Source organism: Dankookia sp. P2, assembly GCF_050632255.1.
GTDB lineage: Bacteria > Pseudomonadota > Alphaproteobacteria > Acetobacterales > Acetobacteraceae > Paracraurococcus.
Genome location: NZ_CP192581.1, coordinates 5,488,642 through 5,512,943, shown reverse-complemented (window position 1 = coordinate 5,512,943; position 24,302 = coordinate 5,488,642). Strand labels below are relative to the sequence as shown.

22 protein-coding genes, 1 tRNA gene and 5 pseudogenes are annotated in these 24,302 nt (G+C 73.8%); 6 read left to right on the top strand and 22 right to left on the bottom strand.

The window, feature by feature from the left end:
- Positions 1 to 16: 16 nt before the first annotated feature.
- The 11 genes and pseudogenes from ACQ86J_RS32800 to ACQ86J_RS32750 all read right to left on the bottom strand — a co-directional run bounded on the left by ACQ86J_RS32800 (position 17) and on the right by ACQ86J_RS32750 (position 8,686).
- The gene (locus ACQ86J_RS32800; RefSeq protein WP_431268792.1) at positions 17 to 346 is read right to left on the bottom strand and encodes a hypothetical protein; all 330 of its coding nucleotides are present in this window, start codon (positions 344 to 346) and stop codon (positions 17 to 19) included.
- A 56-nt stretch (positions 347 to 402) separates the two neighbouring features.
- Entirely contained in the window at positions 403 to 564 is a 162-nt protein-coding gene (locus ACQ86J_RS32795) for a hypothetical protein (RefSeq protein ID WP_431272768.1), read from the bottom strand.
- Positions 546 to 1,136, bottom strand: a complete 591-nt coding sequence (locus ACQ86J_RS32790) for a class I SAM-dependent methyltransferase (protein WP_431268791.1) — start codon at positions 1,134 to 1,136, stop codon at positions 546 to 548. The genes ACQ86J_RS32795 and ACQ86J_RS32790 overlap by 19 nt, the downstream gene beginning before the upstream one ends.
- A 130-nt stretch (positions 1,137 to 1,266) precedes the next feature.
- Positions 1,267 to 1,458, bottom strand: a pseudogene (locus ACQ86J_RS32785) (gamma-glutamylcyclotransferase family protein); the annotation flags it as partial.
- Positions 1,459 to 1,511: 53 nt separating this feature from the next.
- Complete coding sequence (locus tag ACQ86J_RS32780; protein ID WP_431268790.1) at positions 1,512 to 2,486, bottom strand: Bug family tripartite tricarboxylate transporter substrate binding protein; 975 nt, start codon at positions 2,484 to 2,486, stop codon at positions 1,512 to 1,514.
- An 86-nt stretch (positions 2,487 to 2,572) separates the two neighbouring features.
- A pseudogene (pgmG, locus tag ACQ86J_RS32775) lies at positions 2,573 to 3,987 on the bottom strand (phosphoglucomutase/phosphomannomutase PgmG).
- Between the two features lie 41 nt (positions 3,988 to 4,028).
- Positions 4,029 to 5,349, bottom strand: a pseudogene (locus ACQ86J_RS32770) (UDP-glucose dehydrogenase family protein).
- Between the two features lie 89 nt (positions 5,350 to 5,438).
- A complete protein-coding gene (gene galU, locus ACQ86J_RS32765) occupies positions 5,439 to 6,314 on the bottom strand; it encodes a UTP--glucose-1-phosphate uridylyltransferase GalU (RefSeq protein WP_431268789.1) in 876 nt (291 codons plus the stop codon).
- Positions 6,315 to 6,645: 331 nt separating this feature from the next.
- Positions 6,646 to 7,065: a hypothetical protein gene (locus ACQ86J_RS32760; RefSeq protein WP_431268788.1), complete on the bottom strand. Its 420-nt coding sequence runs from the start codon at positions 7,063 to 7,065 to the stop codon at positions 6,646 to 6,648.
- Positions 7,066 to 7,261: 196 nt separating this feature from the next.
- Positions 7,262 to 7,978: a hypothetical protein gene (locus ACQ86J_RS32755; protein ID WP_431268787.1), complete on the bottom strand. Its 717-nt coding sequence runs from the start codon at positions 7,976 to 7,978 to the stop codon at positions 7,262 to 7,264.
- Positions 7,979 to 7,984: 6 nt separating this feature from the next.
- Positions 7,985 to 8,686 carry a VWA domain-containing protein gene (locus tag ACQ86J_RS32750; RefSeq protein ID WP_431268786.1) on the bottom strand — a complete coding sequence of 234 codons (702 nt, stop codon included), beginning with the start codon at positions 8,684 to 8,686 and terminating at the stop codon, positions 7,985 to 7,987.
- Positions 8,687 to 8,830: 144 nt separating this feature from the next.
- Between ACQ86J_RS32750 and ACQ86J_RS32745 the strand changes: the two genes are divergently transcribed.
- From ACQ86J_RS32745 to ACQ86J_RS32725, 5 genes and pseudogenes are all read left to right on the top strand, one after another.
- The gene (locus ACQ86J_RS32745) at positions 8,831 to 10,336 is read left to right on the top strand and encodes a hypothetical protein (protein ID WP_431268785.1); all 1,506 of its coding nucleotides are present in this window, start codon (positions 8,831 to 8,833) and stop codon (positions 10,334 to 10,336) included.
- A 125-nt stretch (positions 10,337 to 10,461) separates the two neighbouring features.
- Positions 10,462 to 10,821: pseudogene (locus ACQ86J_RS32740) on the top strand (PilZ domain-containing protein); the annotation flags it as partial.
- Between the two features lie 179 nt (positions 10,822 to 11,000).
- Entirely contained in the window at positions 11,001 to 12,170 is a 1,170-nt protein-coding gene (locus tag ACQ86J_RS32735; protein ID WP_431268784.1) for an HlyD family secretion protein, read from the top strand.
- Between the two features lie 2 nt (positions 12,171 to 12,172).
- Positions 12,173 to 12,934, top strand: coding sequence for a glycosyltransferase (locus ACQ86J_RS32730; RefSeq protein ID WP_431268783.1), 762 nt, complete (start codon positions 12,173 to 12,175; stop codon positions 12,932 to 12,934).
- Positions 12,913 to 13,833 carry a glycosyltransferase gene (locus ACQ86J_RS32725; RefSeq protein ID WP_431268782.1) on the top strand — a complete coding sequence of 307 codons (921 nt, stop codon included), beginning with the start codon at positions 12,913 to 12,915 and terminating at the stop codon, positions 13,831 to 13,833. The genes ACQ86J_RS32730 and ACQ86J_RS32725 overlap by 22 nt, the downstream gene beginning before the upstream one ends.
- Here the strand turns inward: ACQ86J_RS32725 and ACQ86J_RS32720 are convergent.
- The 4 genes and pseudogenes from ACQ86J_RS32720 to ACQ86J_RS32705 form a co-directional block, all read right to left on the bottom strand.
- Entirely contained in the window at positions 13,796 to 14,302 is a 507-nt protein-coding gene (locus ACQ86J_RS32720; RefSeq protein ID WP_431272618.1) for a polysaccharide lyase, read from the bottom strand. The two genes, ACQ86J_RS32725 and ACQ86J_RS32720, sit on opposite strands and share 38 nt — an antisense overlap.
- Positions 14,289 to 14,432: pseudogene (locus tag ACQ86J_RS32715) on the bottom strand (hypothetical protein); the annotation flags it as partial. The gene ACQ86J_RS32720 and the pseudogene ACQ86J_RS32715, both read right to left, overlap by 14 nt.
- A 143-nt stretch (positions 14,433 to 14,575) precedes the next feature.
- Complete coding sequence (locus ACQ86J_RS32710) at positions 14,576 to 16,855, bottom strand: NADP-dependent malic enzyme (RefSeq protein WP_431268781.1); 2,280 nt, start codon at positions 16,853 to 16,855, stop codon at positions 14,576 to 14,578.
- A gap of 160 nt (positions 16,856 to 17,015) precedes the next feature.
- Positions 17,016 to 17,102, bottom strand: a tRNA-Leu gene (locus tag ACQ86J_RS32705).
- Between the two features lie 133 nt (positions 17,103 to 17,235).
- Between ACQ86J_RS32705 and lipB the strand changes: the two genes are divergently transcribed.
- A complete protein-coding gene (lipB, locus tag ACQ86J_RS32700) occupies positions 17,236 to 17,802 on the top strand; it encodes a lipoyl(octanoyl) transferase LipB (protein WP_431268780.1) in 567 nt (188 codons plus the stop codon).
- 54 nt (positions 17,803 to 17,856) lie between these two features.
- Here the strand turns inward: lipB and ACQ86J_RS32695 are convergent, their stop codons facing one another.
- From ACQ86J_RS32695 to gfa, 7 genes are all read right to left on the bottom strand, one after another.
- The gene (locus ACQ86J_RS32695) at positions 17,857 to 18,135 is read right to left on the bottom strand and encodes a hypothetical protein (RefSeq protein WP_431268779.1); all 279 of its coding nucleotides are present in this window, start codon (positions 18,133 to 18,135) and stop codon (positions 17,857 to 17,859) included.
- Positions 18,116 to 18,334 (bottom strand): hypothetical protein, encoded by a 219-nt coding sequence (locus tag ACQ86J_RS32690; RefSeq protein ID WP_431268778.1) that lies wholly within the window; start codon positions 18,332 to 18,334, stop codon positions 18,116 to 18,118. Before ACQ86J_RS32690 ends, ACQ86J_RS32695 begins: the two co-directional genes overlap by 20 nt.
- 84 nt (positions 18,335 to 18,418) lie before the next feature.
- The gene (locus ACQ86J_RS32685) at positions 18,419 to 19,300 is read right to left on the bottom strand and encodes a Bug family tripartite tricarboxylate transporter substrate binding protein (protein WP_431268777.1); all 882 of its coding nucleotides are present in this window, start codon (positions 19,298 to 19,300) and stop codon (positions 18,419 to 18,421) included.
- Entirely contained in the window at positions 19,234 to 20,415 is a 1,182-nt protein-coding gene (locus tag ACQ86J_RS32680; protein ID WP_431268776.1) for a Bug family tripartite tricarboxylate transporter substrate binding protein, read from the bottom strand. The genes ACQ86J_RS32685 and ACQ86J_RS32680 overlap by 67 nt, the downstream gene beginning before the upstream one ends.
- A 104-nt stretch (positions 20,416 to 20,519) precedes the next feature.
- A complete protein-coding gene (locus tag ACQ86J_RS32675; RefSeq protein ID WP_431268775.1) occupies positions 20,520 to 21,989 on the bottom strand; it encodes a DEAD/DEAH box helicase in 1,470 nt (489 codons plus the stop codon).
- Between the two features lie 401 nt (positions 21,990 to 22,390).
- Positions 22,391 to 23,482, bottom strand: coding sequence for a TRAP transporter substrate-binding protein (locus ACQ86J_RS32670; protein WP_431268774.1), 1,092 nt, complete (start codon positions 23,480 to 23,482; stop codon positions 22,391 to 22,393).
- A 100-nt stretch (positions 23,483 to 23,582) separates the two neighbouring features.
- Positions 23,583 to 24,167, bottom strand: coding sequence for an S-(hydroxymethyl)glutathione synthase (gene gfa / locus ACQ86J_RS32665; protein WP_431268773.1), 585 nt, complete (start codon positions 24,165 to 24,167; stop codon positions 23,583 to 23,585).
- Positions 24,168 to 24,302: the final 135 nt, after the last annotated feature.

Genomic DNA, 24,302 nt, shown 5'->3' with positions numbered 1-24,302 from the left:
CGGGGGCGCTTCAGCGTCACCGCGCGGAAGATCGCGTCGAGCCGGGCGCGGGCATCGGCCATGGGCCGGCCGGGGCGGGGTGGTCGGCGACGCCGCAGCCATGCTCGGCGAGGATGGGGCGGAGGGCGGCCCATTCGGCATCGGTCAGCGGCGCCCAGGGCTGCGGCCTGAGCAGGCCGAAGGTCGGGCGGAGGTAGAGGTAGTTGTGCAGGTCGTGGCGGGTGGCGAAGTCGGGGGCAGGATCTCGGGCGGGATGGCGGGGTCGAAGCGGGGGCGGCGGCGCATCGGGGGTCCTTCCTGCCAGGACCCGGAATGAAGCACGAAAATAGGAATAAAAGCAAGGCAAAAGCAGGGAAGGAGGCAGCGGGGGTGAGGCTCCCCACCCGCGCCCGCCCTTTCGGGTCAGGCGGCGGCTTGCGCCGACAGCAGCAGGAACATCGGGCGCTCGCGCTCGGGGGCCAGTTCGGGGCGCTCGACGACCTGCGCTTCGGTGGGTGCCCATTCCTCGACATGGGTCAGCCGGAAGCCGGCGCCGAGCAGCGCGTTCAGCGTGGTGCCGAGCATGCGGTGCTGCTTGACCACCCCCTTGGCCAGCCAGTCCGTGACGCGCGGGCCCTCCGCTGGTAGCCGTCGAGCGGCCAGGCCCTGCGGCCCGCAGCATCGGTGGTCCAGCCGGCCCGGCTTGGCGCGGTCAGGATCGGATGCTCGAGCGAGGCGACGAGGTGCCCACCCGGAACCAGCGCGCCGCGGATGCGGGCCAGCAGCGCCGGCAGGTCCTCGATGTAGTGCAGGACGAGCGCGCTGAAGGCGAGGTCGAAGCCCGCCGCCGGCAGGTCGAGCGCCTCCAGGTCGGCGCGGCGATAGGTGACGCCGGGGTCCTCGGTCATCGCCCGGGCCCGCGCCAGCATCGCCTCCGACAGGTCGAGGCCGAGCACCGAGGCGGCGCCTGCCTGGCGCGCCCAGCGGCAGAACCAGCCGAAGCCGCAGCCGAGATCGACGACGCGGCGCCCCTCCAGCGGCGGCACCATCGCCCGCAGCGCCGGCCATTCCGGCGCCCCGTCCAGCCCCTCGACCGACCGCCTGAGCCGGGCATAGCCCGCGAAGAATTCCGGGTTGTCGTAGATGTTCTGCGCCACGGCCTAATCCCGGGCCGCGCAGGGGGCGAGGCCCTCCGGCGCGGTCCGGGGCGGCGCCCCGCCAGCGCGGCGCGACCCAGGCCCTTGCCCGCCGCGGCCCGCGCCGCGTCGTCACCCGCACCGGCAACAGCCGGTAGGACGCCCCCTCATAGGCCGCGAGCCGCGCCAGCGCCGCCGGCCCGCAGCGCAGCAGCGCGCCCTCGGTCGCGGCGCCCGTCGCGCGCACCAGCGTCGGCCAGGGCGTGCCGCGCAGCGCGACACGGGCCCAGCCTTCCAGCCGCGCCGGGCGCAGCCGCCGCGCCAGGCCCGGCTGCCCCGCCATCCGCTCCAGCACCGCCGGCCGCAGCAGCGTGCCGTAGAGGAAGAGCGGCGGGCTCACTCCACATGCATCTTCAGCTCGGCCACCAGCGGCCGCACCTGGGCGAGCTGGGCCTTCACCGCGGCGCCGAACTCCGCGGCGCTGTTGCCGCCCGGCTCGGCGCCGAGCTCGGCGATTCGGCGCGCGACATCCGGGTGCTGCGCCGCCGCGGCGATCTCCCGCTGCAGCCGCGCCAGCACCGGGGCCGGGGTGCCGGCAGGGGCGAAGAAGCCGTTCCACCCCAGCAGTTCGATGCTGGGGAAGCCCTGCTCGCGCGCGGTCGGCACCTCCGGCAGCGCGCTGGCCCGCTGCGCCGCCAGGGTCGCCACCGGCCGCAGCGCGCCGGAGCGGATATTCGCCAGGGACGAGGAGAGCTGGTCGCCGCCGAACTGGATGCGCCCGGCGAGCAGCTCCTGCACCAGCGGCGCCGCGCCGCGATAGGGGATATGGTCCAGCCTGATGCCGGCGTCGCGCTTCAGCACCTCGCCCACCAGGTTGATGGTGCTGCCGGGACCGGTCGAGCCGTAGAAGAGGTCGCCGCGCTGCCGGGCGAAGGCGACGAATTCCTTCAGGTCCTTCGCCGGCACGGCCGGGTTCACCAGCAGCATCATCGGCACGTTGGCGCCCATCGAGACCGGGGCGAAGTCCCGCTCGATGGAATGCGGCGCGCGGCCGGCGAATTCCAGCGCCGCCGTGGTCGTGCAGAAGGTCAGGTTGTGGAACAGCAGGGTGTGGCCGTCGGTCGCCTTGGACACCACATCGGCGCCGATCGAGCCGCCGCCGCCGCCGCGGTTCTCGACGACGACGGACTGGCCGAGGGTCTCGGTCAGCCGCTGGGCATAGAGCCGGGCGAGCAGGTCGGTGGTGCCGCCCGCCGGGAAGGGCACGATGATGCGGACGGGGCGGGTCGGCCAGGCGTCCTGCGCCCGCGCGATCCCGGCCGCCGCCAAGCCCGCACCGGCGCCCAGCGCCGCCCGCCTGCCGATCCGCATCCCCGTCCCCTCCCCGCTTCCAGGTCAGGATGCGAAGGCGGCGCCGGGGACGTCAACCATCCGCCGCCCCGCCGCCCTGCCCGGCCTCAGTGGCCGGCATTCTCGCCGGAGAAGTCGGGCGCGGCGAGGCCGCTGGCGGTCAGCTGCTCGACCAGCCCGGCCTTCAGCCGCTCCAGCCCCGCCTCCGACCGCGCCTCGCAGCGTGCCACCAGCACCGCCTGGGTGTTGGAGGCGCGCAGCAGCCACCAGCCGTCATCCGTCAGCACGCGGACCCCGTCGACCGCCTGCACCTTGGCGCCGGCGGCGGCGAGGCGGGCCTTCACCTCGTCGACCACGACGAATTTCCGCTCCTCCGGGCAGTCGAAGCGGAGTTCCGGGGTGTTCAGCACCTGCGGCAGGGCGGCGCGCATCTGCCCGAGCGTCTCCGGCGCGCGGGCCAGGATGCCGAGCAGGCGGACGGCGGAATAGGGCGCGTCGTCGAAGCCGTACCACTTGTCGGCGAAGAAGATGTGGCCGGACATCTCGCCGGCCAGCGGAGAGCCGGTCTCGGCCATCTTCGCCTTGATCAGGCTGTGCCCGGTCTTCCACATCAGCGGCTGGCCGCCGGCCTTGGCGATCTCGTCGAACAGCACCTGGCTCGCCTTGACGTCGGCGATGATGGTGCCGCCCGGCTTCGCCTTCAGCACGTCGCGGGCCAGCACCACCAGCAGCTGGTCGCCGAACAGGATGTTGCCCTCGCCGTCCACCACGCCGATGCGGTCGGCGTCGCCATCGAAGGCGATGCCGAAATCGGCGCCTTCCTTGGCCACTTCGGCGATGAGCTGCTCGAGGTTCTTCGCCACCGTCGGATCGGGGTGATGGTTCGGGAAGGTCCCGTCCACGTCGCCGTTGATGACGTAGTGCTCGCCCGGCAGCTTCGCCACCAGCGCCTTGGTGATGTCGGCGCCCGAGCCGTTGCCGGGGTCCCAGACCACCTTCAGCCTGCGCTCGCCGCCGTCATAGTCCTGCAGCACGCGGGCGACATAGGCCTCGGTCACGTCCACCTTGTGGTCGCTGCCCTCGGTCGAGACCGGGACGACGTCGCCCTCGGCCGCCATCCGGCCGATCTCCTGGATCTGCGCGCCGAAGAAGGGCTTCTTGCCCAGCATCATCTTGAAGCCGTTGTAGTCCGGCGGGTTGTGGCTGCCGGTCACCATCACCGCGCCGTCGGCGGCGTAGTGGTAGCTGGCGAAGTACAGCATCGGCGTCGCGACCAGGCCGATGCGGATCACCTCGAGCCCGCAGGCGCGCAGGCCCGCGACCAGCTGCGGCTCGAGGTCCGGGGAGGAGAGCCGCCCGTCATAGCCGACCGCCACCTTGGTGCCGCCGGCGCGGGAGACGATGCTGCCGAAGCAGCGACCGATCGCGAGGCGTCCTCCGGCTGCAGCGTCGTCCCGACGATGCCGCGGATGTCGTACTCGCGCAGCACGGTCCGGTCGAAGCTGTGGTGGAAGGCGGTCATTGGCAGGTCTCCGCGTTTTGCCGGGATTTTTCCCGGCGAGATCAGGGTCGGCCGATCGAGGCGTACCGGAACCCGGCGGCGCGCATCGCCTCCGGGTCGTAGACGTTGCGCAGGTCGACCAGCACGTCGCCGCGCATCGCCTTGCGCAGCCGGGCCGGCGCCAGGGCGCGGAACTCGTTCCACTCGGTCAGCAGCACCAGCGCATCGGCGCCGTCGATCGCATCCGGCGCGCTGGTCGCATAGTGCACGCTGCCGGGCAGCAGCGGCTTGGCATGGCCCATGCCGGCCGGGTCGAAAGCGCGGATCTCCGCCCCCGCCTCGGCCAGGCGGGGGATCAGCACGAGCGAGGCCGCGTCGCGCATGTCGTCGGTCTCGGGCTTGAAGGTCAGGCCGAGCACCGCGATGGTCTTGCCGGCGACGCTGCCGCCGCAGGCGGCGATCACCCGCTCGGCCAGCGCTTCCTTGCGCGCCTCGTTCACCGCGATGGTGGTCTCGACCAGCCGGATCGGCGCGCCGAAATCGGCCGCGGTGCGGGCGAGCGCCAGGGTGTCCTTGGGGAAGCAGGACCCGCCGTAGCCCGGACCGGCATGCAGGAATTTCCGCCCGATGCGGCCGTCGAGCCCCATGCCGCGCGCCACGTCGTGCACGTCGGCGCCAACCTTCTCGCAGAGGTCGGCGACCTCGTTGATGAAGGTGATCTTGGTGGCGAGGAAGGCATTCGCCGCATACTTGATCAGCTCGGCGGTCTCGATCCGCGTCGCCAGGACCGGCACCTCGATCAGGTTCAGCGGCCGGTAGAGCCGGCGCAGCACGCCCAGCGCCCGCTCGCCGCCCTCGCCTTCCATCGTGCCGATCACCACGCGGTCGGGCCGCATGAAGTCGCCGATGGCGCTGCCCTCGCGCAGGAATTCGGGGTTGGAGGCGACCTCGATGGCGAGGTCGGGGCGCGCCTTGCGGACGATCTCATGGACCTGCCGCCCGGTGCCGACCGGCACGGTGGACTTGGTCACCAGCACCAGAGGCCGCTTCGCCGCCTTGGCCACCTGCTCGGCCGCGGCGAAGACGAAGGACAGGTCGGCATGGCCGTCGCCGCGGCGGGACGGCGTGCCGACCGCGAGGAAGACCGCATCCGCCCCCTGCACCGCCTCGGCCAGCTCGGTGGTGAAGGACAGCCGACCGTCCCGGGCGTTCTCCTGCACCAGGGTCTCGAGGCCCGGCTCGTAGATCGGGATGCGGCCGGCGCGCAGCGCCGCGATCTTCTGCTCATCGGTGTCGAGGATGCAGACGTCGTGGCCGAGATTCGGCGAAGCAGGCCCCCGAGACCAGGCCGACATAGCCGGCCCCCACCATCGCAATACGCATCGTCCTGCTCCCGTTGGATGAGCGGCGCGGCCCCCGGTCGTCCGGCGGGCCGCGGCCGGCGTCAATCCGATGCGGTTAGCACGGGGTGGTCACGAATAGCGCTTCAGGGATTCGCGCACGGCCGGCGCCATGTCCGGCCGGGCCAGGGCGAAGGCGATCTGCGCCTCCAGCCAGCCGGCCTTGTCGCCGCAGTCGAAGCGGCGCCCCTCGTAGCGGACGCCGTGGAAGGGCTGGGTGCCGATCAGCTTGGCCATGCCGTCGGTCAGCTGCACCTCGTTGCCGGCGCCGCGCTCCATCTTCGCCAGATGCCCGATCACCTCCGGCATCAGCACGTAGCGGCCGATGACGGTCAGGTTGGACGGCGCCCTGTCGACCGGCGGCTTCTCCACCAGGCCCTTGACCGACACCAGCCGGCCCATGTCCTTCTCGACATCCAGCACGCCGTAGCGGTTGACCTTCTCGCGCGGCACTTCCTCGATCGCCACCACGTTGCCGCCGGTCTCGCGGTAGGCGGCGGCGAGCTGGGCGGTGCAGGAGACGTCGCACATCATCAGGTCGTCGGGCAGCAGGATGGCGAAGGGGTCGTCGCCGATGAAGCTGCGGGCGCACCAGATGGCGTGGCCGAGGCCCATCGGCACCTGCTGGCGCACCGTCACCATCGCCCCCGGCTCGATCGCCTGGGCCCGCAGCTCGGCGAGCTCGCGCGCCTTGCCGCGCTCCTCCAGCGTCTTCTCGAGCTCGTAGGCGACGTCGAAGTGCTCGACGATCGAGGTCTTGCCGCGGCCGGTGATCAGGCAGAATTGTTCGATCCCCGCGGCCCGCGCCTCGTCGATCGCGTATTGGATCAGCGGCCGGTCCACCACCGGCAGCATCTCCTTGGCCAGGGCCTTGGTCGCCGGCAGGAACCGGGTCCCGAGCCCGGCAACCGGCAGGACGGCCTTCTTCAACGGCTTCAGTGCGGACACGGGCCTCTCCTGGCGGTGACGGCGGAACGGGGCAGCATGCGCCGGCCCCACGTCGAGGGCGTGAGAAGTGCCACGCACCCGGACGCCCGGCAAGGCATGCCCGGCGGTCGGCGGTCAGCCTTGCCTGCGGCCGGGGCAACCCCTGGGCCGCGACCGGCGCCGACGTCCCGGCACATCTACCGCGGGGCAGGTTACCAAAAGCTGGCCCTGGACGGCGAAGCGCGGTGGCCTGGGCCCGGCAAGCGGCCGCCGCCCTGCCGGGCCTCCCATGCCGGCGCGGCACACGGCGCCCGGGACGGCGCGGGGCGCCGCCGGCCACGCGCGCCGGACGTCAGGGGATCAGCACGCGGAGCAGGTAGGTCTTGGTGTCGGCGACCTCCGCCGGGAAGGCGACGAAGCGGTGCTGGTCGACCTGCATCTTGTTCGGCTGCTCGTCGCTGATGTTGATGGCGATGATCGAAGCGATCGTCGGCATCTTGTCGGCCTTCAGCCCGACCAGCTCGATGCGCACGCTGCGCCGGCCGGCGACGCGCTTCACCGCCGAGGCGGAGAAGGTATAGGTGGCGAGCGGGGTGCCGCGCGGCTGCTCGGACTGGGTGATGACGAAGTTGTTCACCTTGACCCCGGCGCCCGAGAGCTCGAGGTCGGCGAGGTCCTCGGCGGTGATGATGCGCCAGCCGCTGTCGTATTGCTGCGCCATGGCGGAGAGCGGCAGGCAGGCCAGCATGGCGGCGAGCAGCAGCTTGCGCATCGGTCGTCTTCCCCCTGGTGGTCCGGCATGGACTGCCGCGGCGTCGACCGAGGAGAAACGAAAACCCCTGCCATTGCCTATGGGGTTCGCCACGGGGCGGCGGGGGTGTCGCGCCATCTTGAAGTCGGCCCCGGCCAGGAAAGCCGGCGACCGCCCGCCGCGGGACTGCCGCGCAGCGCACCGGCCGGCTCGCTCCTCAGGGCAGCAGCACGTCGCGCGCCTGGTTGACCCGCGCCGCCAGCCAGTCGCTGCCGCCCTGGTCCGGATGCGCCGCCCGCATCAGCCGACGGTGCGCCGCGCGGATCGCCGCCGGATCGGCGCCCTCGGCCAGGCCGAGTACCGCCAGCGCCTCCTCCCGCGTCATCCGGCCGCCGGGCGGGGCGCCGGGCGGCGGCGCGGCGGCCTCGGCGGCGCGCCAGTCGGGATCGAGCCGGTCCAGCCAGGCTTCCAGCAGCGCCACGCTGTCCGGGTCCTCGGCGCGGCAATCGGCCAGCAGGGCGAGCAGCTCGGGCAGGGCGAGCGAGGCCAGCTCCCGGCCCGTCTGGCGGCCGCGCCGCACCGTGCCGCTCATCCGCCCCGTCGCGTGGTCGAGCCGCATCGCCAAGGTCGCGGTCTCGACCGCGCTCTCGCCGGCGGCGCCCGGGCCGCCGGCAGCCGCATCCTGCCAGCGGAAGCGGCGGGCGGCGAGCCAGCCGCGCCCCCAGCGCCAGGCCAGCGGGGCGAAGAGCCCGAGGGTCCAGAGCGCCTGGGCGCCGCGGCCGGTGCTCAGCACCAGCAGCAGCCCGCCCCCGGCGACCGCGGCGCCGCCCCAGATGGCGCCCTTGCGGATGGTCTCGACCCGGGCCGTGGCGAAGACGCGCGCCAGCCAGAGCAGCAGCAGCAGCAGCCCGGCGCCGACCGCGAGCCAGACCATCCGCGCTCAGGCCTTCGGCGCCGGCAGCTGGCCGGCGATCCGCTGCGCCGCCCCGCCCGGCAGCCGGGTCAGCGCCGACCGCCCGCCGGCGGCGTAGACCGCGACCGCGCGCAGCAGGTCGCGCAGCGCCGCGGCGCTGGCGGTGTCGAAGGGCGCATAGGCGCCGCCCGACAGCCGGGCGATCTGCTTCAGCGCATTGGCCGCCTCCGGATGGCCGCCCTCATGGAAGGTGAAGACCGGCGTGCCGTGCAGGCCGAGCTGGCCGGCGGCGTGGCAGAGCGGGTCGACCGCCTCCTCCACCGCGTCGCCGACGAAGATCAGCGCATTCACCCGCTCCCGCTTCGTCTCGGCCAGGACGTGATCCAGCACCCGCTGGATCTGGGTCTGGCCGCCGAGGCACTGCACCCCGGCCATCCGCCGGGTCAGCTCGGGCGGATCGGTCAGGAAGGGGGTCGCGGCGAATTCCATGAAGCCGCGGTAGTAGGCGAGCTGGATGGCGAGGCCGCCCAGGTCGCGGGTCGCCTGGAACATCTCCCCCTGCAACTGGCAGGCGCGGTCCCAGGTGGGCTGGCGCGACGCCGTGGCGTCGATCGCGAAGACGAGGCGGCCGCGGCGCCCGGAGGCCGGCCGCGCCTGCGGCAGGCCCTCGACGCGCTTGAGGAAGGCCGCGACGGCGGCCGTGGCCGGCTTGTCGGGCAGGTTGCTCATGCGCTGAATGTGGGCGCGCCCCGCCGCATCCGCCAGTGTCGGCGTCGCCGCCGGCGGGCGCCGCGCGCGGTTGTCACGCCGGGGCCGGCCGCGGGCATGGCGCCCGCTCCCGCGCCGCCCCTATTGTTGCGCGACAGGCGGAGCATGCGGCATGCGGTGGGTCCTCGGCGCGGCACTGGTGATCGGCCTCGCGGCGCCCGCCGCCCGGGCGCAGCCCAAGCCGCCGCCGCTCGACCCGCCCGCCGCCGCGGCGCCGGGCGGCCGGATGGACAAGTTCGGCGAGCCGATTCCCGACACCGCGCCCCCCGCCCTCGCCGCGCCGGCCTCCCCCCTGCCCCCGGCGCGGCTCCTGGCCCTGGCCCGGCCGCGCCGCCTGCCCTGGCCGCGCCGGCGCCGCCGGTCGATGCGCTGCCCGCCGTCGCCCGCTTCCGCGCCCTGCTCGGTGCCGGGACGGGATTGTCCTACCGCGCCGCCGAGCCGATCGACCCGGCGACCGGCAGCGTCCGGCTGCTCGGCGCCACCCTGGCGCGGGAGGGTGGCAAGGCGGAGATCGAGACGCTGACGCTCGACGGCTTGGCGGAGGCGCGGATCGGCGCCGCCAGCGCGCGGGAGGTGACGCTGACCCTGGGCGACACCACCGCCCGCATCGCCCGGCTCGAGCTGCGCGGCCTGGCGGCACCCGGCGGCACGCCGGAGGCCCTGGCGCTCGACCAGCTGCGGCTGGAGATCCTGACGGTCGAGGGCGATGCCAGCTTCGCCATCGCCGAGGCGGTGCTCGAGGATTATGCCGCCGGCCGGCCGGGGCGGCTGACCCTGGCCGGGATCGACGCGCTGCTGCCGCAGGCCGGGCTGGTGGATCGGGTGCGGGTCGGCCGGGTCGCGCTGCGCGGGCTGGACCTGCCGGGCAGCCTCAGCGCCATGGGCAGCCAGACCACGCCGCCGCGCGCCAGCGCGGGCTATGCGATGGAGATCGAGTCCCTCCTCGGCAGCCTGGCCGGCCAGCCGGTCGGCGGCTTCGGCAGCCTGCGCCTCCAGGGCGACCCGCCGGCCGGCGAGATCGAGACCGGGCGGCTGGCCCTGCGCGACCTGCGGGTCGAGCCCTCCCCGCCGCTCGAGGACTGGCTGCGCCGCCTCGGCTATCCGGCGCTGCTCGCCGACCTGACCGCCGAGAGCCGCTACGACCGGGCGCGCGGGCGGCTGGAGCTCGGCTCGCTCTCGCTGGCCGGGCGGGAGATGGGGGTGCTCGGCCTGTCCCTGGCGCTGGAGGGGGTGACGCCGGAGGCGGCCGAGGCGCAGGACTGGGAGCAGCTGCGGCTGGCTGGGCTGGCGCTGCGCCTGCTCGACCAGTCGCTGCTCGGCCGCGTGGCGCGCGACGCGGCACGTCAGGGCCGGACGACCGAGGCGCAGGTGCGCGAGGGCTGGGCCCGGCAGGCCGCCGCGATGCTCGGCGCCGGGCCGCGCGGCCCGGCCCCGGGCGGCATCGGCCCCATCCTCGTGGCGCTGCAGCGTTTCCTGCGCGGTGAGGCGAAGGAGGTCGAGGTCACCGCCCGGCCGCCGCAGCCGGTCGCGCTCGGCGAGCTGCCGGCGGCGCTGATGGGCGGCGCGGCGGCGGTGCAGCGGGTGCTCGGCCTCGGCGCGGTCGCGCGCTGAGGGCGGCGGCCGCGCCACACGCATGGCGGTTGAAATTCTAGCCAGTTTTTTGTTATCAAATCTTTGCGGGCGGCCCTCCTGGCCGCACCCGCCCAAGCGGCGGCAGGGTCGGGCCAGGATCGCGCATGCCGGATGCCGGCTATATTTCGCCTGCCGAGGCGGCCCCCGCGGGCGCTGCCGCCCTGGTGGCGCCGCCGCCGGACGAGGCGCGGCCACCCAGCCCGCCGCCGGCCGAAGCCCTGCCCTCCTTCCGCAGTCCCAGCGGCAAGCGGATGCACCCGCGCGTCCAGCACGCCGGCCTGGTCGAGGTCGATGGCGCCGAATATCCGCTGCACGACTGGAGCCTGGGCGGCTGCGCCCTGGCCGAGTCCGGCCCGCGCGGCGCCGAGGGCGACCCCGTGCGGCTGCGCCTCCGGCTGGGCCAGGGCGGCGTCGGCCTGGTGGTGGAGGCGCTGGCCAAGGTGGCCCGCGCCGAGGCCGGCGAGGCGCGGGCCTTCCAGTTCGTCGAGCTGCCGCCTGAGGGTGCCCGGCTGCTGGACGAGCTGGCGGAGGCCTGGCTCAGCGGCGCCCCGCGCGGCCCGGCGGCGCTGCTGCGCGGCACCGCGGTCGTCCCCGGCCGGGGCCGGCCCTGCCCGGCTGGCTGCCGCCCCGTCTCGCCCGGTGGTTGCCCGAGCCGCGGCTGCTCAACACCGGCCTGGCGCTCGGGCTCGGCCTGGCGCTGCTGGCCGGCGGCGCCGGCTTCGTGCTGTCGCGCAGCCTGGTGGTCTATTCCGACTTCGCCGCCGTCTCCAGCGCGCTTCGGCTGGTCCGCGCGCCGCAGGGCGGCATCGTCAGCCTGCCGGAGATCGGCCTCGGCAGCGCGCTGCGCGCCGGGACGCCGCTGGCGCTGCTGGAACCCGTGGTGCCGCCGCAGGTGCTGGCCGAGGTCGAGCCGCAGGCCCAGGCCCTGGCCGCCAGGGTCGGCCAGCTGCGCGGCGAGCTGGAGCAGGCCGAGGCCGGCTTCGAGAATTTCCGCCGGCGGGCCAAGGCGGGCTTCGACGCCGCCGCGACCCACCGCCAGCTGGCCGAGCGCCAGGTGATGCTGCAGCAGCGCATCCAGGGCCGCATCGCCACCCTGGCCCGCAGCGCCGCGGCGACGCCGATGCAGGCCGACCAGCTGGAGGTCGAATTGCTCGCCCAGCGCCGCGCCCTGGCCGATGCGGTGCTGGCCGAGGTGACCGCGCGCAACCTGCTGGAGGATGCCCAGGCCGGCCGCTTCGTCAGCGACGGCCGCACCACCCAGCGCACCCCGCAGGAGATCCGGCGCGAGCTGGAGGCGGCGGAGGCAGCGCGGCGGGAGATGCTGGGCACGCTGGAACGGCTGGGCACCCGCATCACGTTGACCGCGCCCTGCGACTGCCAGGTGGCGCAGCTCGGCGCCACCGCCGGGTCCTTCGTCGCCGCCGGTGACCCGATCCTCGGCCTGGCCGAGCCGGTGATGCCGGACAGCGTCGAGGTCGATGCGCTGGTCGATGCGACGCGGCTCGGCTTCCTGCGCCAGGGCCAGGCGGTGGAGGTCTTCCTGGCCGGCGACGCGCAGGCGACGCCGGGACGGGTCACGAGCATCACCTACAACCCGGAGAACCAGGGCCGCATCGGCCTCCCGGACAACCTCCGCAGCCTGAAGAGCTACGGCGTGCTGACGGTGACGCTGGAGGGCGGCGTGCCGCAGGCGCGGCCCGGCCTGCCGGCGCTGGTCAAGGCGCCGCTCGCGCTGCGCCAGGTGTTCCGCAGCCTGCCCGGCATGGCCTGGCTGGTGACGGAACGCGCCGGGGCGCGGCCGCCGGAGGCCTGAGCATGGCCCTGCCCGCCGAGCGCCTTGGCCATGCCCTGCTGCCCGGCTTCCGGGCGCGGTCGCCGGCCGCCGCCTGGGCGCTGGCGGCGATGCTCTATCCCGCCTGCATCCTCTGGCTCGCCGGCCTGCTGCCCAGCCATCCGGAGGCCTACCACGCGCTGGTCGCGGCCGGCGGCCTCGGCCTTCTCGCCCTCTGGCGCTGGTCCTGGGGTCTGGTGCACCTGGCCCGCATGCTGGCCTATACGCGCCGCACCTATCCGCGGCTGCGCGCCGCGGCGGCACGGACCGCGCTGCCGCCCGGCCTCTGCGTCGTCGTCACCAGCTACCGGATGGACGCGGCGACCAATGCCGCGGTCTATGGGCGCCTGCTGGACGAGCTGGTGGCGCTGCGCGTCCCCGCCGCCATCGTCGCCTGCATCACCGACCCCGCCGATGCGCGGCTGCTGCGGGCGGTCTTCGACAGCCGCCCCGGGCTGGCGGAAGGCACCGTGCTGCACCTGCGGCCGCAGGCCGGCACCGGCAAGCGCGGCGCGATGGCCGAGGCGCTGGAGCTCCTCGCCGCGCTGCACCCGCCGCCGAACGCCCAGGTGGTGCTGATGGACGGCGACACGCTGCTCGGCCCCGGGGCGCTGGCCGCCTGCTGCCGCCTGCTCGCCAGCCAGCCGGACATCGGCGCCGTCACCTGCGACAACGTCCCGCTGGTGCGCGGCAGCCCCTGGCGCGCGAATGGTACCGGCTGCGGATGGCGCAGCGCCACGCGCTGATGTGCTCGATGAGCCTGTCGCGCAGGCTGCTGGTGCTGACCGGGCGCTTCTCGGTCTTCCGGGCGCAGGTCGCCTGCGCGCCGGACTTCATCCTCTCGGTCGAGCGCGACTCGATCGAGCATTGGCGGCTCGGCCGGATCGGCATGGTGACCGGCGACGACAAGAGCACCTGGTTCTGCGCGCTGCGGCAGGGCTGGGGCATGCTCTACCTGCCCGATGCGGTGGTCTACTGCGTCGAGGAACTGCCCGGCGCCGGCTTCCTCGGCAGCAGCGTCGCGCTGATGCGGCGCTGGTACGGCAACATGGCGCGCAACGCCCATCGCGCCGCGCGGCTGGGGCCGCGGCGGCTCGGGACCTTCGTCTGGCTCTGCCTGCTCGACCAGCGGATCTCGCCCTGGACGGCGCTGTCGGGGCCGCTGGTCGCGCTGCATGCGGCGGCGACGCGCGATCCCGCCTTCCTCGCGCTCTACGGGCTCTGGGTGCTCGGCACCCGCGGCGTGCTGACCCTGCTGGAATGGGCCATGACCGGCCGGGTGCACCCGCTCTTCCCGCTGCTGATCTACTACAACCAGCTGGTCGGCGCCGTGCTCAAGATCCAGGCCTGGCACTACCCGGACCGCCAGCGCTGGACCCGGCAGCAGGTCGGCGAGGCCGCGCCGCGCGACCCGGCCGGCTGGACCTCGCCCTGGTTCCTCGGGCTTGAGGCCGGAGCCTTCCTGCTGCTGCTCGCGGTGCTGCATGGCGCGCTGGAGCCGCCGCAGGCGCGCCGGCCGACCGGCATCGCGGCGCTGACGGCGCCGCGGCGGGAGGCGCCGCTGCGGGCGCCCTGCGGCACCGCGCGCGGGCGGCCCTGCGCGACGCTCAGCGCGCCGCCGCCTCCCATAGCTCGAAGCCGCTGAACTCGGCCGACTGGTCGCGGGGCGAGGCCCAGCTCGGATCGCTGCCGCCGAAGAAGCTGGCGAAGAGCAGGCCGTCCACCCGCACCGCCGCCGTCTCCCGCAGCAGCAGCCCGCCGCGGTCGAGCACCGGCCGGCCATCCAGCCAGAGCCGGATGCGGCCATCGGCGCGGCCCGGGGTGTTCAGCACCACCTCCTGCGCCAGCTCCGCCCAGGTGCCGGCGGGCAGGCGGAAGGCGCCGCGGCCTATGCTGTCGCCGCAGCGGGCGGCGCGGTCCGGGGCATAGAGGTAGAGCTCGCCCTCGCCCGCGGCGCGCCACATCAGCCGGGCGGAGAAGCCGGCGGCGAGCTCGGCCGGGGTGCAGCCGCGGGGCGCCTCGCCGCCGGCGGAGGCCGGGCAGCTTGCCGCCGCGGGCGAAGTCGAAGCCCGGCTCGAAGCGGACGCGGTAGCGCAGGCAGCGCGCCTCGGCAGCGCCGAGCGGCAACAGGAAGCCGGCGCCGCCCACCGGGGCCGCGCGGTTGCCGGGATTGATCGAGCCGGCGGGGTAGCGCAGCCGCAGCACCGGCCCGCCGGATTCGGGCGTCGCCGGCAGGAACTCCATGCTTTGACGGCCCCAGGCCTGGGTCGCCGCGGGCAGCGCCGCCTGCAGGTCGAGCGCCCTCTGCCGCGGATAGGCCGGGCCGCAGGGCTGGGCGAAGGCCGGCCCGGCGGCGAGCAGCGCCAGCAGGCCCAGCCGGCGCATGCTCAGCCGGCCTTCAGCGCATTGGCCTGGTGCACCGCGACCGCGGTCAGGTTGACGATGCCGCGCGCGGTCACGCTCGGCACCAGCACGTGCAGCGGCTTCCGCATGCCGAGCAGGATCGGCCCGACCTGCAGCCCATCGGCCGCGGCCTTCAGCAGGTTGAAGCTGATATTGGCGCTGTCGAGGTTGGGGAAGACCAGCAGGTTGGCGGTCTCCTTCAGCGCGCTGTCCGGCACGGCGCGGGCGCGGATCGCCGGCACCAGCGCGGCATCGGCGTGCATCTCGCCATCCACCTCCAGCTCCGGCGCCATGGCGCGGATCAGCTTCAGCGCCGCGCGCATGGTCCGCGCGGTCGGCGCGTTCGATCCGCCGAAGGAGGAATGCGACAGCAGCGCCACCTTCGGCGTGAGGCCGAAGGCCTCGACCTGCTCGGCCGCCAGCAGGGTCATCTCGGCGATCTGCTCGGCGGAGGGCTCGACCATCAGGTGGGTGTCGACGAAGAACAGCGTCCCCGTCGGGATGATGACGGCCGAGAGGGCATAGACGCGGGAGGTCGCCTCCGACTTGCCGATGACGTCGAAGCCATAGTGGGATTGCCGCATCCAATTGCCGCTGCCGCCGACCAGCGCGGCATCGACCAGCCCGGCCTCCAGCAGCAGCGCGGCGGCGACCGTCGCGCGCGTCGTCACGCGCCGCGCCGCGGCCTCGGGCGGCACGCCGCGGCGGCCGACGCGGAGCTGGTACATCTCGGTCAGCGGCGCGAGATGCGCCAGGTCGGCATTGGGGTCGAGGATCTCGACGGATTCGGAGAAGTCCATGCGCAGGCCCATGGCCTTGGCCCGCGCCTCGATCACCGCGCGCCGCCCCAGCAGCACCGGCTCGGCGATGCCCTCGTCCAGCACGGTCTGCACCGCGCGCAGCGTCCGCTCGTCCTCGCCTTCCGAATAGACCACGCGTCGCGGCGCCTGGCGGTCGGCCTCGAACAGCGGGCGCATCAGGTAGCCGGAGCGGAAGACGAAGCGCTCCAGCTCGCGCCGGTAGGCGGCGAAATCCTCGATCGGCCGGCGGGCGACGCCGGACTCCATCGCGGCGCGGGCGACGGCCGGCGCGATCTCGAGGATCAGCCGCGGATCGAAGGGCTTCGGGATGATGTACTCGGCGCCGAAGACCGGGGCATTGCCGCCATAGGCCGCGGCAACGACCTCGGAGGCCTCGACGCGGGCGAGCGCCGCGATCGCGTCGGCCGCGGCGACCTTCATCGCCTCATTGATCTGCGTCGCGCCGACATCGAGCGCGCCCCTGAAGATGAAGGGGAAGCAGAGCACATTGTTGACCTGGTTCGGGTAGTCCGACCGGCCGGTGGCGACGATGGCGTCCGGCCGGACGGCGCGCACCGCCTCGGGCAGGATCTCGGGCTCGGGATTGGCCAGCGCCATGATCAGCGGCTTCGGGCCGAGCCTGTTCAGCCATTCGGCCTTCAGCACCCGCGGTGCCGAGAGGCCAAGGAAGACATCGGCGCCGTCCAGCACCTCCTCGAGCGTCCGTGCATCGGTCGCCCGGGCGTATTTCGACTTGTAGGGGTCCATCCCTTCCGCGCGGCCGACATGCACCACGCCATGGATGTCGCAGACGGTGATGTTCTCCCGCCGCAGCCCCATCTCCACCAGCAGGTCGAGGCAGGCGAGCGCCGCGGCGCCGCCGCCGGTGTTCACCAGCTTCACCTCCTCGATCCGCTTGCCCTGCAGCACCAGGCCGTTGCGGACCGCGGCGGCGACGATGATGGCGGTGCCGTGCTGGTCGTCGTGGAAGACCGGGATCCGCATGCGGGCGCGGAGCTTGCGCTCCACCTCGAAGCATTCCGGGGCCTTGATGTCCTCGAGGTTGATCGCGCCGAAGGAGGGCTCGAGGGCGGCGACGACCTCGATCAGCTTGGCGGGGTCGCGCTCCTCGACCTCGATGTCGATGGAATCGATACCGGCGAATTTCTTGAAGAGGACCGCCTTGCCCTCCATCACCGGCTTCGAGGCCAGGGCGCCGATCGCGCCCAGCCCGAGCACCGCGGTGCCGTTCGAGATGACGGCGACCATGTTGCCGCGGGAGGTGTAGTCCCAGGCGGCATCCGGGTTGGCGGCGATCTCCTCGCAGGCGGCGGCGACGCCGGGGGAATAGGCCAGGCCGAGGTCGCGCTGGGTGGCCATGCGCTTGGTCGGCTCGATGCTGAGCTTCCCGGGCCGCGGCAGGCGGTGATAGTCGAGCGCTGCCTTGCGGAAATCCTCGTCCATGCTGAGCCCCTGTATCGAGGGGCGAAGATGCGGCGGGCGGCGCGGCGCCGCAACTGCTGGAACGCGGCCGGTGCGGATCGGGGGCTTGCGGAGCGCGCCGCGGGACGGCACCTGTGCCGCCGCCGGCCGGGTGGCCAGGGCTCCAGGGCAAGGGTGGGTATGGTGCGGTCGAGAAGATCTCGAACTTCCACGGGGTTTCCCCCACCAGCACCTCAAGCTGGCGCGTCTACCATTCCGCCACGACCGCAAAACCGGGCGAGGCGGGGCGTATAACCGATGAGCGGGGCGGGAGCAACGGCTGCGCAGGCGGCAAAGCCCATCGCCCGACCGGAATCCCGCGTGGCCGAGGGGCTGACCCCTACCCCGAGGCCCTCGCGGCCATGGAAGCCCGGGTCGCCGCCATCCGCGCCGGGGAGGCGGGCGAGCTGGTCTGGCTGGTCGAGCACCCGCCGACCTACACCGCCGGCACCTCGGCCGGGGCGGGCGACCTGCTGGACGCCCGCTTCCCGGTCTTCCAGGCCGGCCGCGGCGGGCAATGGACCTATCATGGGCCGGGCCAGCGCACCGCCTATGTCATGCTCGACCTCGGCGCCCGCGGCCGCGACGTCCGCCGCTACGTCCAGTCGCTCGAGGAATGGATGATCCGCGCGCTCTGGCGGTTCAACCTGCGAGGCGAGCGGCGCGAGGGCCGGGTCGGCATCTGGGTCGAGGACAAGGCGCGCGGGACCGAGGACAAGATCGGCGCGATCGGCGTGCGGGTGACCCGCTGGGTGACCTGGCACGGGATCGCCCTGAACGTCGACCCGGACCTGTCGCATTTCGGCGGCATCGTGCCCTGCGGGCTGAACCAGTTCGGGGTGACCAGCCTGCACCGGCTCGGCGTTACCGCGACGATGGAGGAGGCCGATGCGGCGTTGATGGCGGAGTGGGAGGGGGTGTTCGGCTAGGGCGAGGGTCTCCCCCCACCCAAACCCCTCCCCCGTGGGAAAGGCTTCGCGGGTTCAGCTGGAGATCGCGTCGTTCTCCGTCGCCTTCAGGCCGGGGGCGCCGCTGTCGCCAGCGACGGCGCCGGGCGGCCTGGCGGGGCCGTTCGGCGGGGCGCGGTCGCCATCCGACTCCACCCGCCACCCATCGGCTTGGAAATCCTCCAGCAGCGCCTCGTGCATGTCGGTGCCGTGCTCGGCAGCGACCATGCCGGCCTCGTCCAGCACCAGCGTGCCGGTGTCGTCGGTGCGCATCACCCGGAAGTCGCCCGCGCGTTCAAGCTTCGTTTCCCGCATGCGGCGGCAACGCGGCGGAAGCGGAAAGGTTCGCGCCGCAGCAGCAGGCCGGGCGCTGCGCCGCCCCGGCAGCGAAGACGGCGAAGAGCAGCCCGCGCAGGTCGTGGTCGCGGTCGAGCGCATCCGGACCGACCCGGCCGCTCACCGCGGCCAGCGCATAGACCAGCTGCCGCATCCGCTCGAAGCTCTCGTCCTGCACGGCAAGATCCTGCCCCTGTCCCCGCCCAGGGATAGCAGCCGGCGTGCCAGCGGCGACCTCGCAGCCTGCCTCGTAAAATGCGGGTCAGAAATCCGCCTTGATCCCCGCCCGCTTGATCAGCGCCGCCCATTTCTTCTGCTCCCGCGCCAGCAGGGCGTCGCCCTCGGCCGGGCTGTTCATGACGATGTCGAAGCCGAGATCGGCGAAGCGCGGCTGCAACTCGGGCGCCTTCGAGGCCTCGGCCAGCGCCGCGTGCAGCCGCTGCACCGGCAGGTCCGGCGTCGCCTTGGGCGCAGCCAGCATCGCCCAGGTATAGATGTCGTACTCCGCCAGCCGCGGGTCGCTTTCCGCCATGGTCGGCATGTCCGGATAGGCGGCGAGCCGCTGCTGCACGAGAGAGGCCAGCGGGCGAACCGTGCCGGCGGCGATCTGCGGCGCCGCGGCCGGCAGGTCGGCGAAGACCATCTGCACCTGCCCGGCCAGCAGGTCGGCGATCGCCGGGCCCGAGCCGCGATAGGCGACATGGGTCATCTGCGCCCCCATAAGCAGCGAATAGATCGCCCCGCCCAGGTGCAGCGGCGTGCCGTTGCCGGCCGAGCCGTAGTTGAGCTTCCCCGGATTGGCCGCGACCCATGCGTGGAACGCCGCCAGGTCCTTCGGCGGCGCGTCGGCGCGGACCAGCAGGATGTAGGGCACGCTGGCCAGCAGCGAGACCACGCGGAACCCGGCCGAGGAATCGAAGGGCGGCGGGTCCATGGTCAGCGGCGCCATCATGAAGCTGATGCTGCCCATCAGGATGGTGTGCCCATCCGGCTTCGCCTGGAGCACGCTGCGGGTGCCGATGGTGGACCCGGCCCCGGCGCGGTTCTCGACCACCACCGGCTGGCCGAGGGACTGGGTCATCTTCGGCGCCACCAGCCGGGCCGCGACATCGGGCGTGCCGCCCGGGGCGAAGGGGACGACCATGGTGACCGGGCGCTCGGGCCAGCTGCCCTGGGCCAGGGCCGGCGCGGCGAGCAGGGCGGGGGCGGCGAGAAGGTGGCGGCGGCGCAGCATCGGGTTTCCTCCGGCGGTTTGGCTGCGGAATAGCATGCGCGGCGCGCTACTCCACCCGCGCCCCGCTCGCCCGCGCCGCCGCCGCCCAGACCGGCGCATCCGCCCGCATCTGCGCGGTGAACTCCGCCGGCCCGAGCGCGGTCGGCACCAGGCCCAGCTCGCGGATCCTGGCCCGGCCCTCCGGCATCCGCAGCACCGGCAGGATCGCCGCGGCCAGGCGCTCCACCAGCGTCGGCGGCGTGCCGGCCCGCAGCACCAGCCCGTTGTAGCCAAGCACATTCCAGGCCGCCGCGATAGCCGAGCTCGACGAAGCTCGGCACCTCGGGCAGCGTGTCGATCCGCGCCGGGCCGGTGACGGCCAGCGGCAGCAGCCGGCCCTCCCGCACCTGCGGCACGGTCACCGCCTCGTCGTTGATCGACAGGAAGGCGTTGCCGGCCACCACGTCCAGCACCGCCGGGGCCGAGCCGCGATAGGGGACGTGGACCATCCGGACCTCGGCGACCGTCTCCAGCATCGCACCGTAGAGATGGCTGGCCGAGCCGATGCCGAAGCTGGCATAGCTCAGCTGCGCCGGGCGCCGCCGGGCCTCGGCCAGCAGGTCGGCGAGCGTCGCGATCCCGCGGTCGGGCCTTACCGCCAGCACCAGCGCCGCGGTGCCGAACTGCACCAGCGGCTGCATGTCGCGGAAGGTGTCATAGCCCGGATTGGCATGGATCACCGGGTTGATCAGCGTGGTGGAGGCATTGACGTAGAGCAGCGTCGTGCCGTCCGCCGGCGCGGCCAGCGCCGCCTGGGTGCCGATGATTCCCTGGGCGCCGGCGCGGTTCTCCACCAGCACCGGCTGCGGGAAGGCCGGACGCAATTGCTCCGCCAGCCAGCGGGAGACGAGGTCGGTCTGCCCGCCGGGCGGATAGGGCGCCAGGATGCGGATCGGCCGGTCGGGCCAGGCGGGCGGGGCTTGCGCCGCGGCGCCGCCGGCAGCCAGGGCCAGGCCGAGCGTGGCGCGGCGGGTCAGGTTGGTCATGGCGGTGCCTCCCGGGGCGTTGGTTGCCCGGAAGGATGCCAGAGCCGCGCCACCGCCGTCACGCGGCACGGCGCCGCGGCCCCGCGGGGCCGCGGCGGCAGGCCTCAGCGGCCGCGAGTCAGGAAGGCCGGCGCGGCATCGCGGAAGTCGCCGTTGCGGAAGGCGTCACGGTCGCGCCGCGGCGCCTCGGCGCCGGCGGCCGCCGGCGGACGCCGGCGGGTCTCGCCGCCGCCGGCCTGCGCGGGCTTCGGGGCGCCCTGCGGCCGGCCGGACTGGCCATGCCCCTGCCCCTGGCGCGGCGCGCCCTGGCCGTTGCGCGGCGCGCCCTGGCCGTTGCGGTTGCCGCCGCCCGGCTGGCCGCGGCCACCGCCGCCATGGCCACGGCCCTGGCCGCCGCCGCGCGCCGGCCGTGCCAGCAGGCCCGGCTTGGCCAGGGAGCGGGTCTTGTCGTCCCGCTGGTCCTCGGCCGGGATCACCTGCCGGATCAGCTTCTCGATGGCGAAGAGCTTGTCGAGATCCTCGTGGCAGACCAGCGCCACCGCCTCGCCCGAAGCGCCCGCCCGCGCGGTGCGGCCGATGCGGTGGACATAGGTCTCCGGCACCTCGGGCAGGTCGTACTGCACCACATGTGTGACGCCATCGACATCGATGCCGCGCGCGGCGATGTCGGTGGCGACCAGGATCGGCGCGATGCCGTCCTTGAACTCGGCCAGCGCGCGCTCGCGCTGCCCCTGGCTCTTGTTGCCGTGGATGGCGTTGGCCGCCAGCCCATCGGCCTCGAGCTGCTTCACCACCCGGTCGGCGCCATGCTTGGTGCGGCTGAAGACCAGGGCGCGGCCGACGCCGGGGCTGCGCAGCAGCGCCGCGAGCGCCGGGCGCTTCTTCGCGGTCTCGAGGTGGATGACGCGCTGCGCCACCCGCTCGGCGGTGGAGGCGACCGGCGCGACCTCGACCCGAGCCGGGTCGCGCAGCAGCTCCCCGGCCAGGCGGCCGATCTCCTGCGGCATGGTGGCGGAGAAGAACAGCGTCTGCCGCGCGGTCGGCAGCGCCTTCACCAGGCGGCGGATCGCGGGCAGGAAGCCCTTGTCCAGCATCTGGTCGGCCTCATCCAGCACCAGCACTTCCACCCGGTCGAGCCGCGCGGTGCCGGCATCCAGATGATCCTGCAGGCGGCCCGGGGTGGCGACGATGATGTCCACGCCGCCGGCCAGCGCCCGGCGCTGCGGCCCGTGCGGCACGCCGCCGAAGACGATGGCGACGGAGAGGCCGAGATGCGCGCCATAGGCCTTGAAGCTGTCGGCGATCTGCGAGGAGAGCTCGCGCGTTGGCGACAGCACCAGGGCGCGGCAGCCGCCGCGCGGCGGCCGGCCGCCCTTCTCGTTCAGCCGGTGCAGGATGGGCAGGGCGAAGGCGGCGGTCTTGCCGGTGCCGGTCTGGGCGATGCCCAGCAGGTCGCGGCCGGACAGCACGGTCGGGATGGCCTGGGCCTGGATCGGGGTGGGCGTGGTGTAGCCGGCCTCGTCGAGCGCCCGCAGGAGGGGGGCGGCGAGGCCGAGTTCGTTGAACTGAGTCACGTGTATGGGTACTTCCGGTCGCGCGGCGCCGGACGCGGCCCTGATGCAGGGACGGCGCGCCGCGGGTTTCAGGTGGAGACCCCGCGTGGCTGGGCCGGTCCGGTGGGAATCTGTCGCGTGCGCCGGCAGTTCGGCTTTCTCCGCGGGGGCTGTTCGCCGCATCCGCGGGCCGCTCACGCGGCCGGGCACCACTGGTGCGTCGAGGCGCCAGCGGTCCGTATATGCGCCTTCGCGGGTGCGAAAGCAAGGAGAAGCGTTCCTGCGCTGCCGCTACGGGCTTCTCCCCCACGGTCCGAACGACCTTCGGACGCCTTGATCTTGCTGAACTTCATCCTCGCACTGCGCCGTCGCCGCCGGCATCCCTGGCATGGAAGGCCGGGGGACAGCGTCTGCCGGCCTTCCTACCGCGGCGGCCCCGCCGCCGCGACGAAGGCGAAGTTCTCATACGCATTCTCCGCCACCCGGAACCACTGGAACTGGTCGTCCCGGAAGGCCTTGTAGCTCGTCCACATCTTGCGGAACCTTGGGTTCTGCGCCGCGGTCTCCTCGTACAGCTCGCCCGTCGCCTTCCAGGCCGCGTTCAGGATCTCCCGTGGCCAGCCGCGCAACTGGGCGCCGCTCGCCACCAGCCGGCGCAGCGCCTTCGGGTTCCCTTCGTCGTAGCGCGCCGCCATCTCCATCGTCGCCTCGCCGCAGGCGACCTCGAGCACATGGCGGTAGCTGTCGGGCAGGCTGTCCCAGGCGCGCTGGTTCACCATGAACACGCCGCGCGAGGAGCCCTCCCAGAAGCCCGGCGCGTAGTAGTACCTGGCGATCCGGGCGAAGCCGAGCTTCTCGTCGTCATAGGGCCCGATCCACTCCGCCGCGTCGATCGTCCCGCGCTCGAGGCTCGGGTAGATGTCGGGCCCGGCGATCTGCGTCGGCGCCGCGCCCAGCTTGGCGAAGAGATGCCCGGCGAAGCCGGAGATGCGGAATTTCAGTCCGTTCAGGTCCTCGAGGCTGCGGATCTCCTTGCGGAACCAGCCGCCCATCTGCGTCCCCGTGTCGCCGAAGGGGATGCCGACGACGTTGTAGTCGCGGTAGAGCTCGGTTGCGATCTCGTTGCCGCCGCCATGCCGCAGCCAGGCGCTCATCTGCCGCATGTTCATCCCGAAGGGGATGGCGGTGAAGGCGGCGAAGGTCGGGTCCTTCCCCACGTAGTACAGGCTGGCGGTCTGGCCGCATTCGACGGTGCCGGACTGCAGCCCGTCCAGCACCTGCAGCGCGGGCAGGATCTCGCCGGCGGCGAAGCAGCGGATCTGGAAGCGGTTGTCGGTCATCTGCGCGACGCGCTTCGCCAGGTATTCCGACCCGCCATAGAGGATGTCGAGATTCTTCGGGAAGCTGCTGGCAAGGCGCCAGCGGATCTCCGGGGCCTGGGTCTGCGCCAGCGCGGGCGCGGCGAGGGCCACCGGCGCAGCAAGGGCTGCGCCCAGCATGCCACGACGTTCCATGACGTTTGCTCCCTGTCCTTGGCCGCCGGCTTGCGCCTGCGGCAGCGGGAGCCTGCGCGGCGCCGCTCCGGCCGCGCAAGGAATTTCCGCGCGGTGCGGCTCAGGCCGCCAGCACGCCCATCCGCTTGGCGACATGCGTCGAGATCGCATCCATCAGCGGTGGCGACAGGCAGTCATAGGTCTCGAGCCCGAGCGACTTCAGCCGCGCCCGCACCGCCTCCATCCGCTCCGGCCTCACCCCGCTCTCGATGACCGAGGAGACGAAGGCGGCGAAGGTCGGCGCTGCGGCGCCGTGCTCGGCGAAAAGCTCGGGGTGGATGAAGTCGAAGCCGTAGAAGGGATGGTCCTTGTTCTCGATGCGGCCGAACAGGTGCACGCCGCAGGCCTTGCAGGCGTGGCGCTGGATGGTCGCGGCCGGGTCCACCACCTGCAGCTTCTCGGCATGCGCGGTGACGCGCAGCTTGTCGCGCGGTACCACGGCGACGACGGAGAACATCGACCCCGCCGGCTTCCAGCACTTGGTGCAGCCGCAGGCATGGTTGAAAGCGACGTCGCCCTCGATGCGGAGCTCGACCTTGTCCTGCGCGCAGCGGCAGGTCAGCGTCCCGCCGGCGAAGCTGCCGGTGCCGGCCCTGATGCCCTGGTCCAGCAGCGGGTGCAGATGGAGATCGCCGTTCTCGGCCATGGCTGTGTCCTCCCCGCGGCGGCGCGGATGCCGCCGCGGCGCGAAGGTTGCCATGGTGGCCGCGATCCGGCGCATCTCTCCGGGGGAGTTGATGAAGCGGCAGCGGCCTGGACCGGCGCCGGCCTCACGGCATCA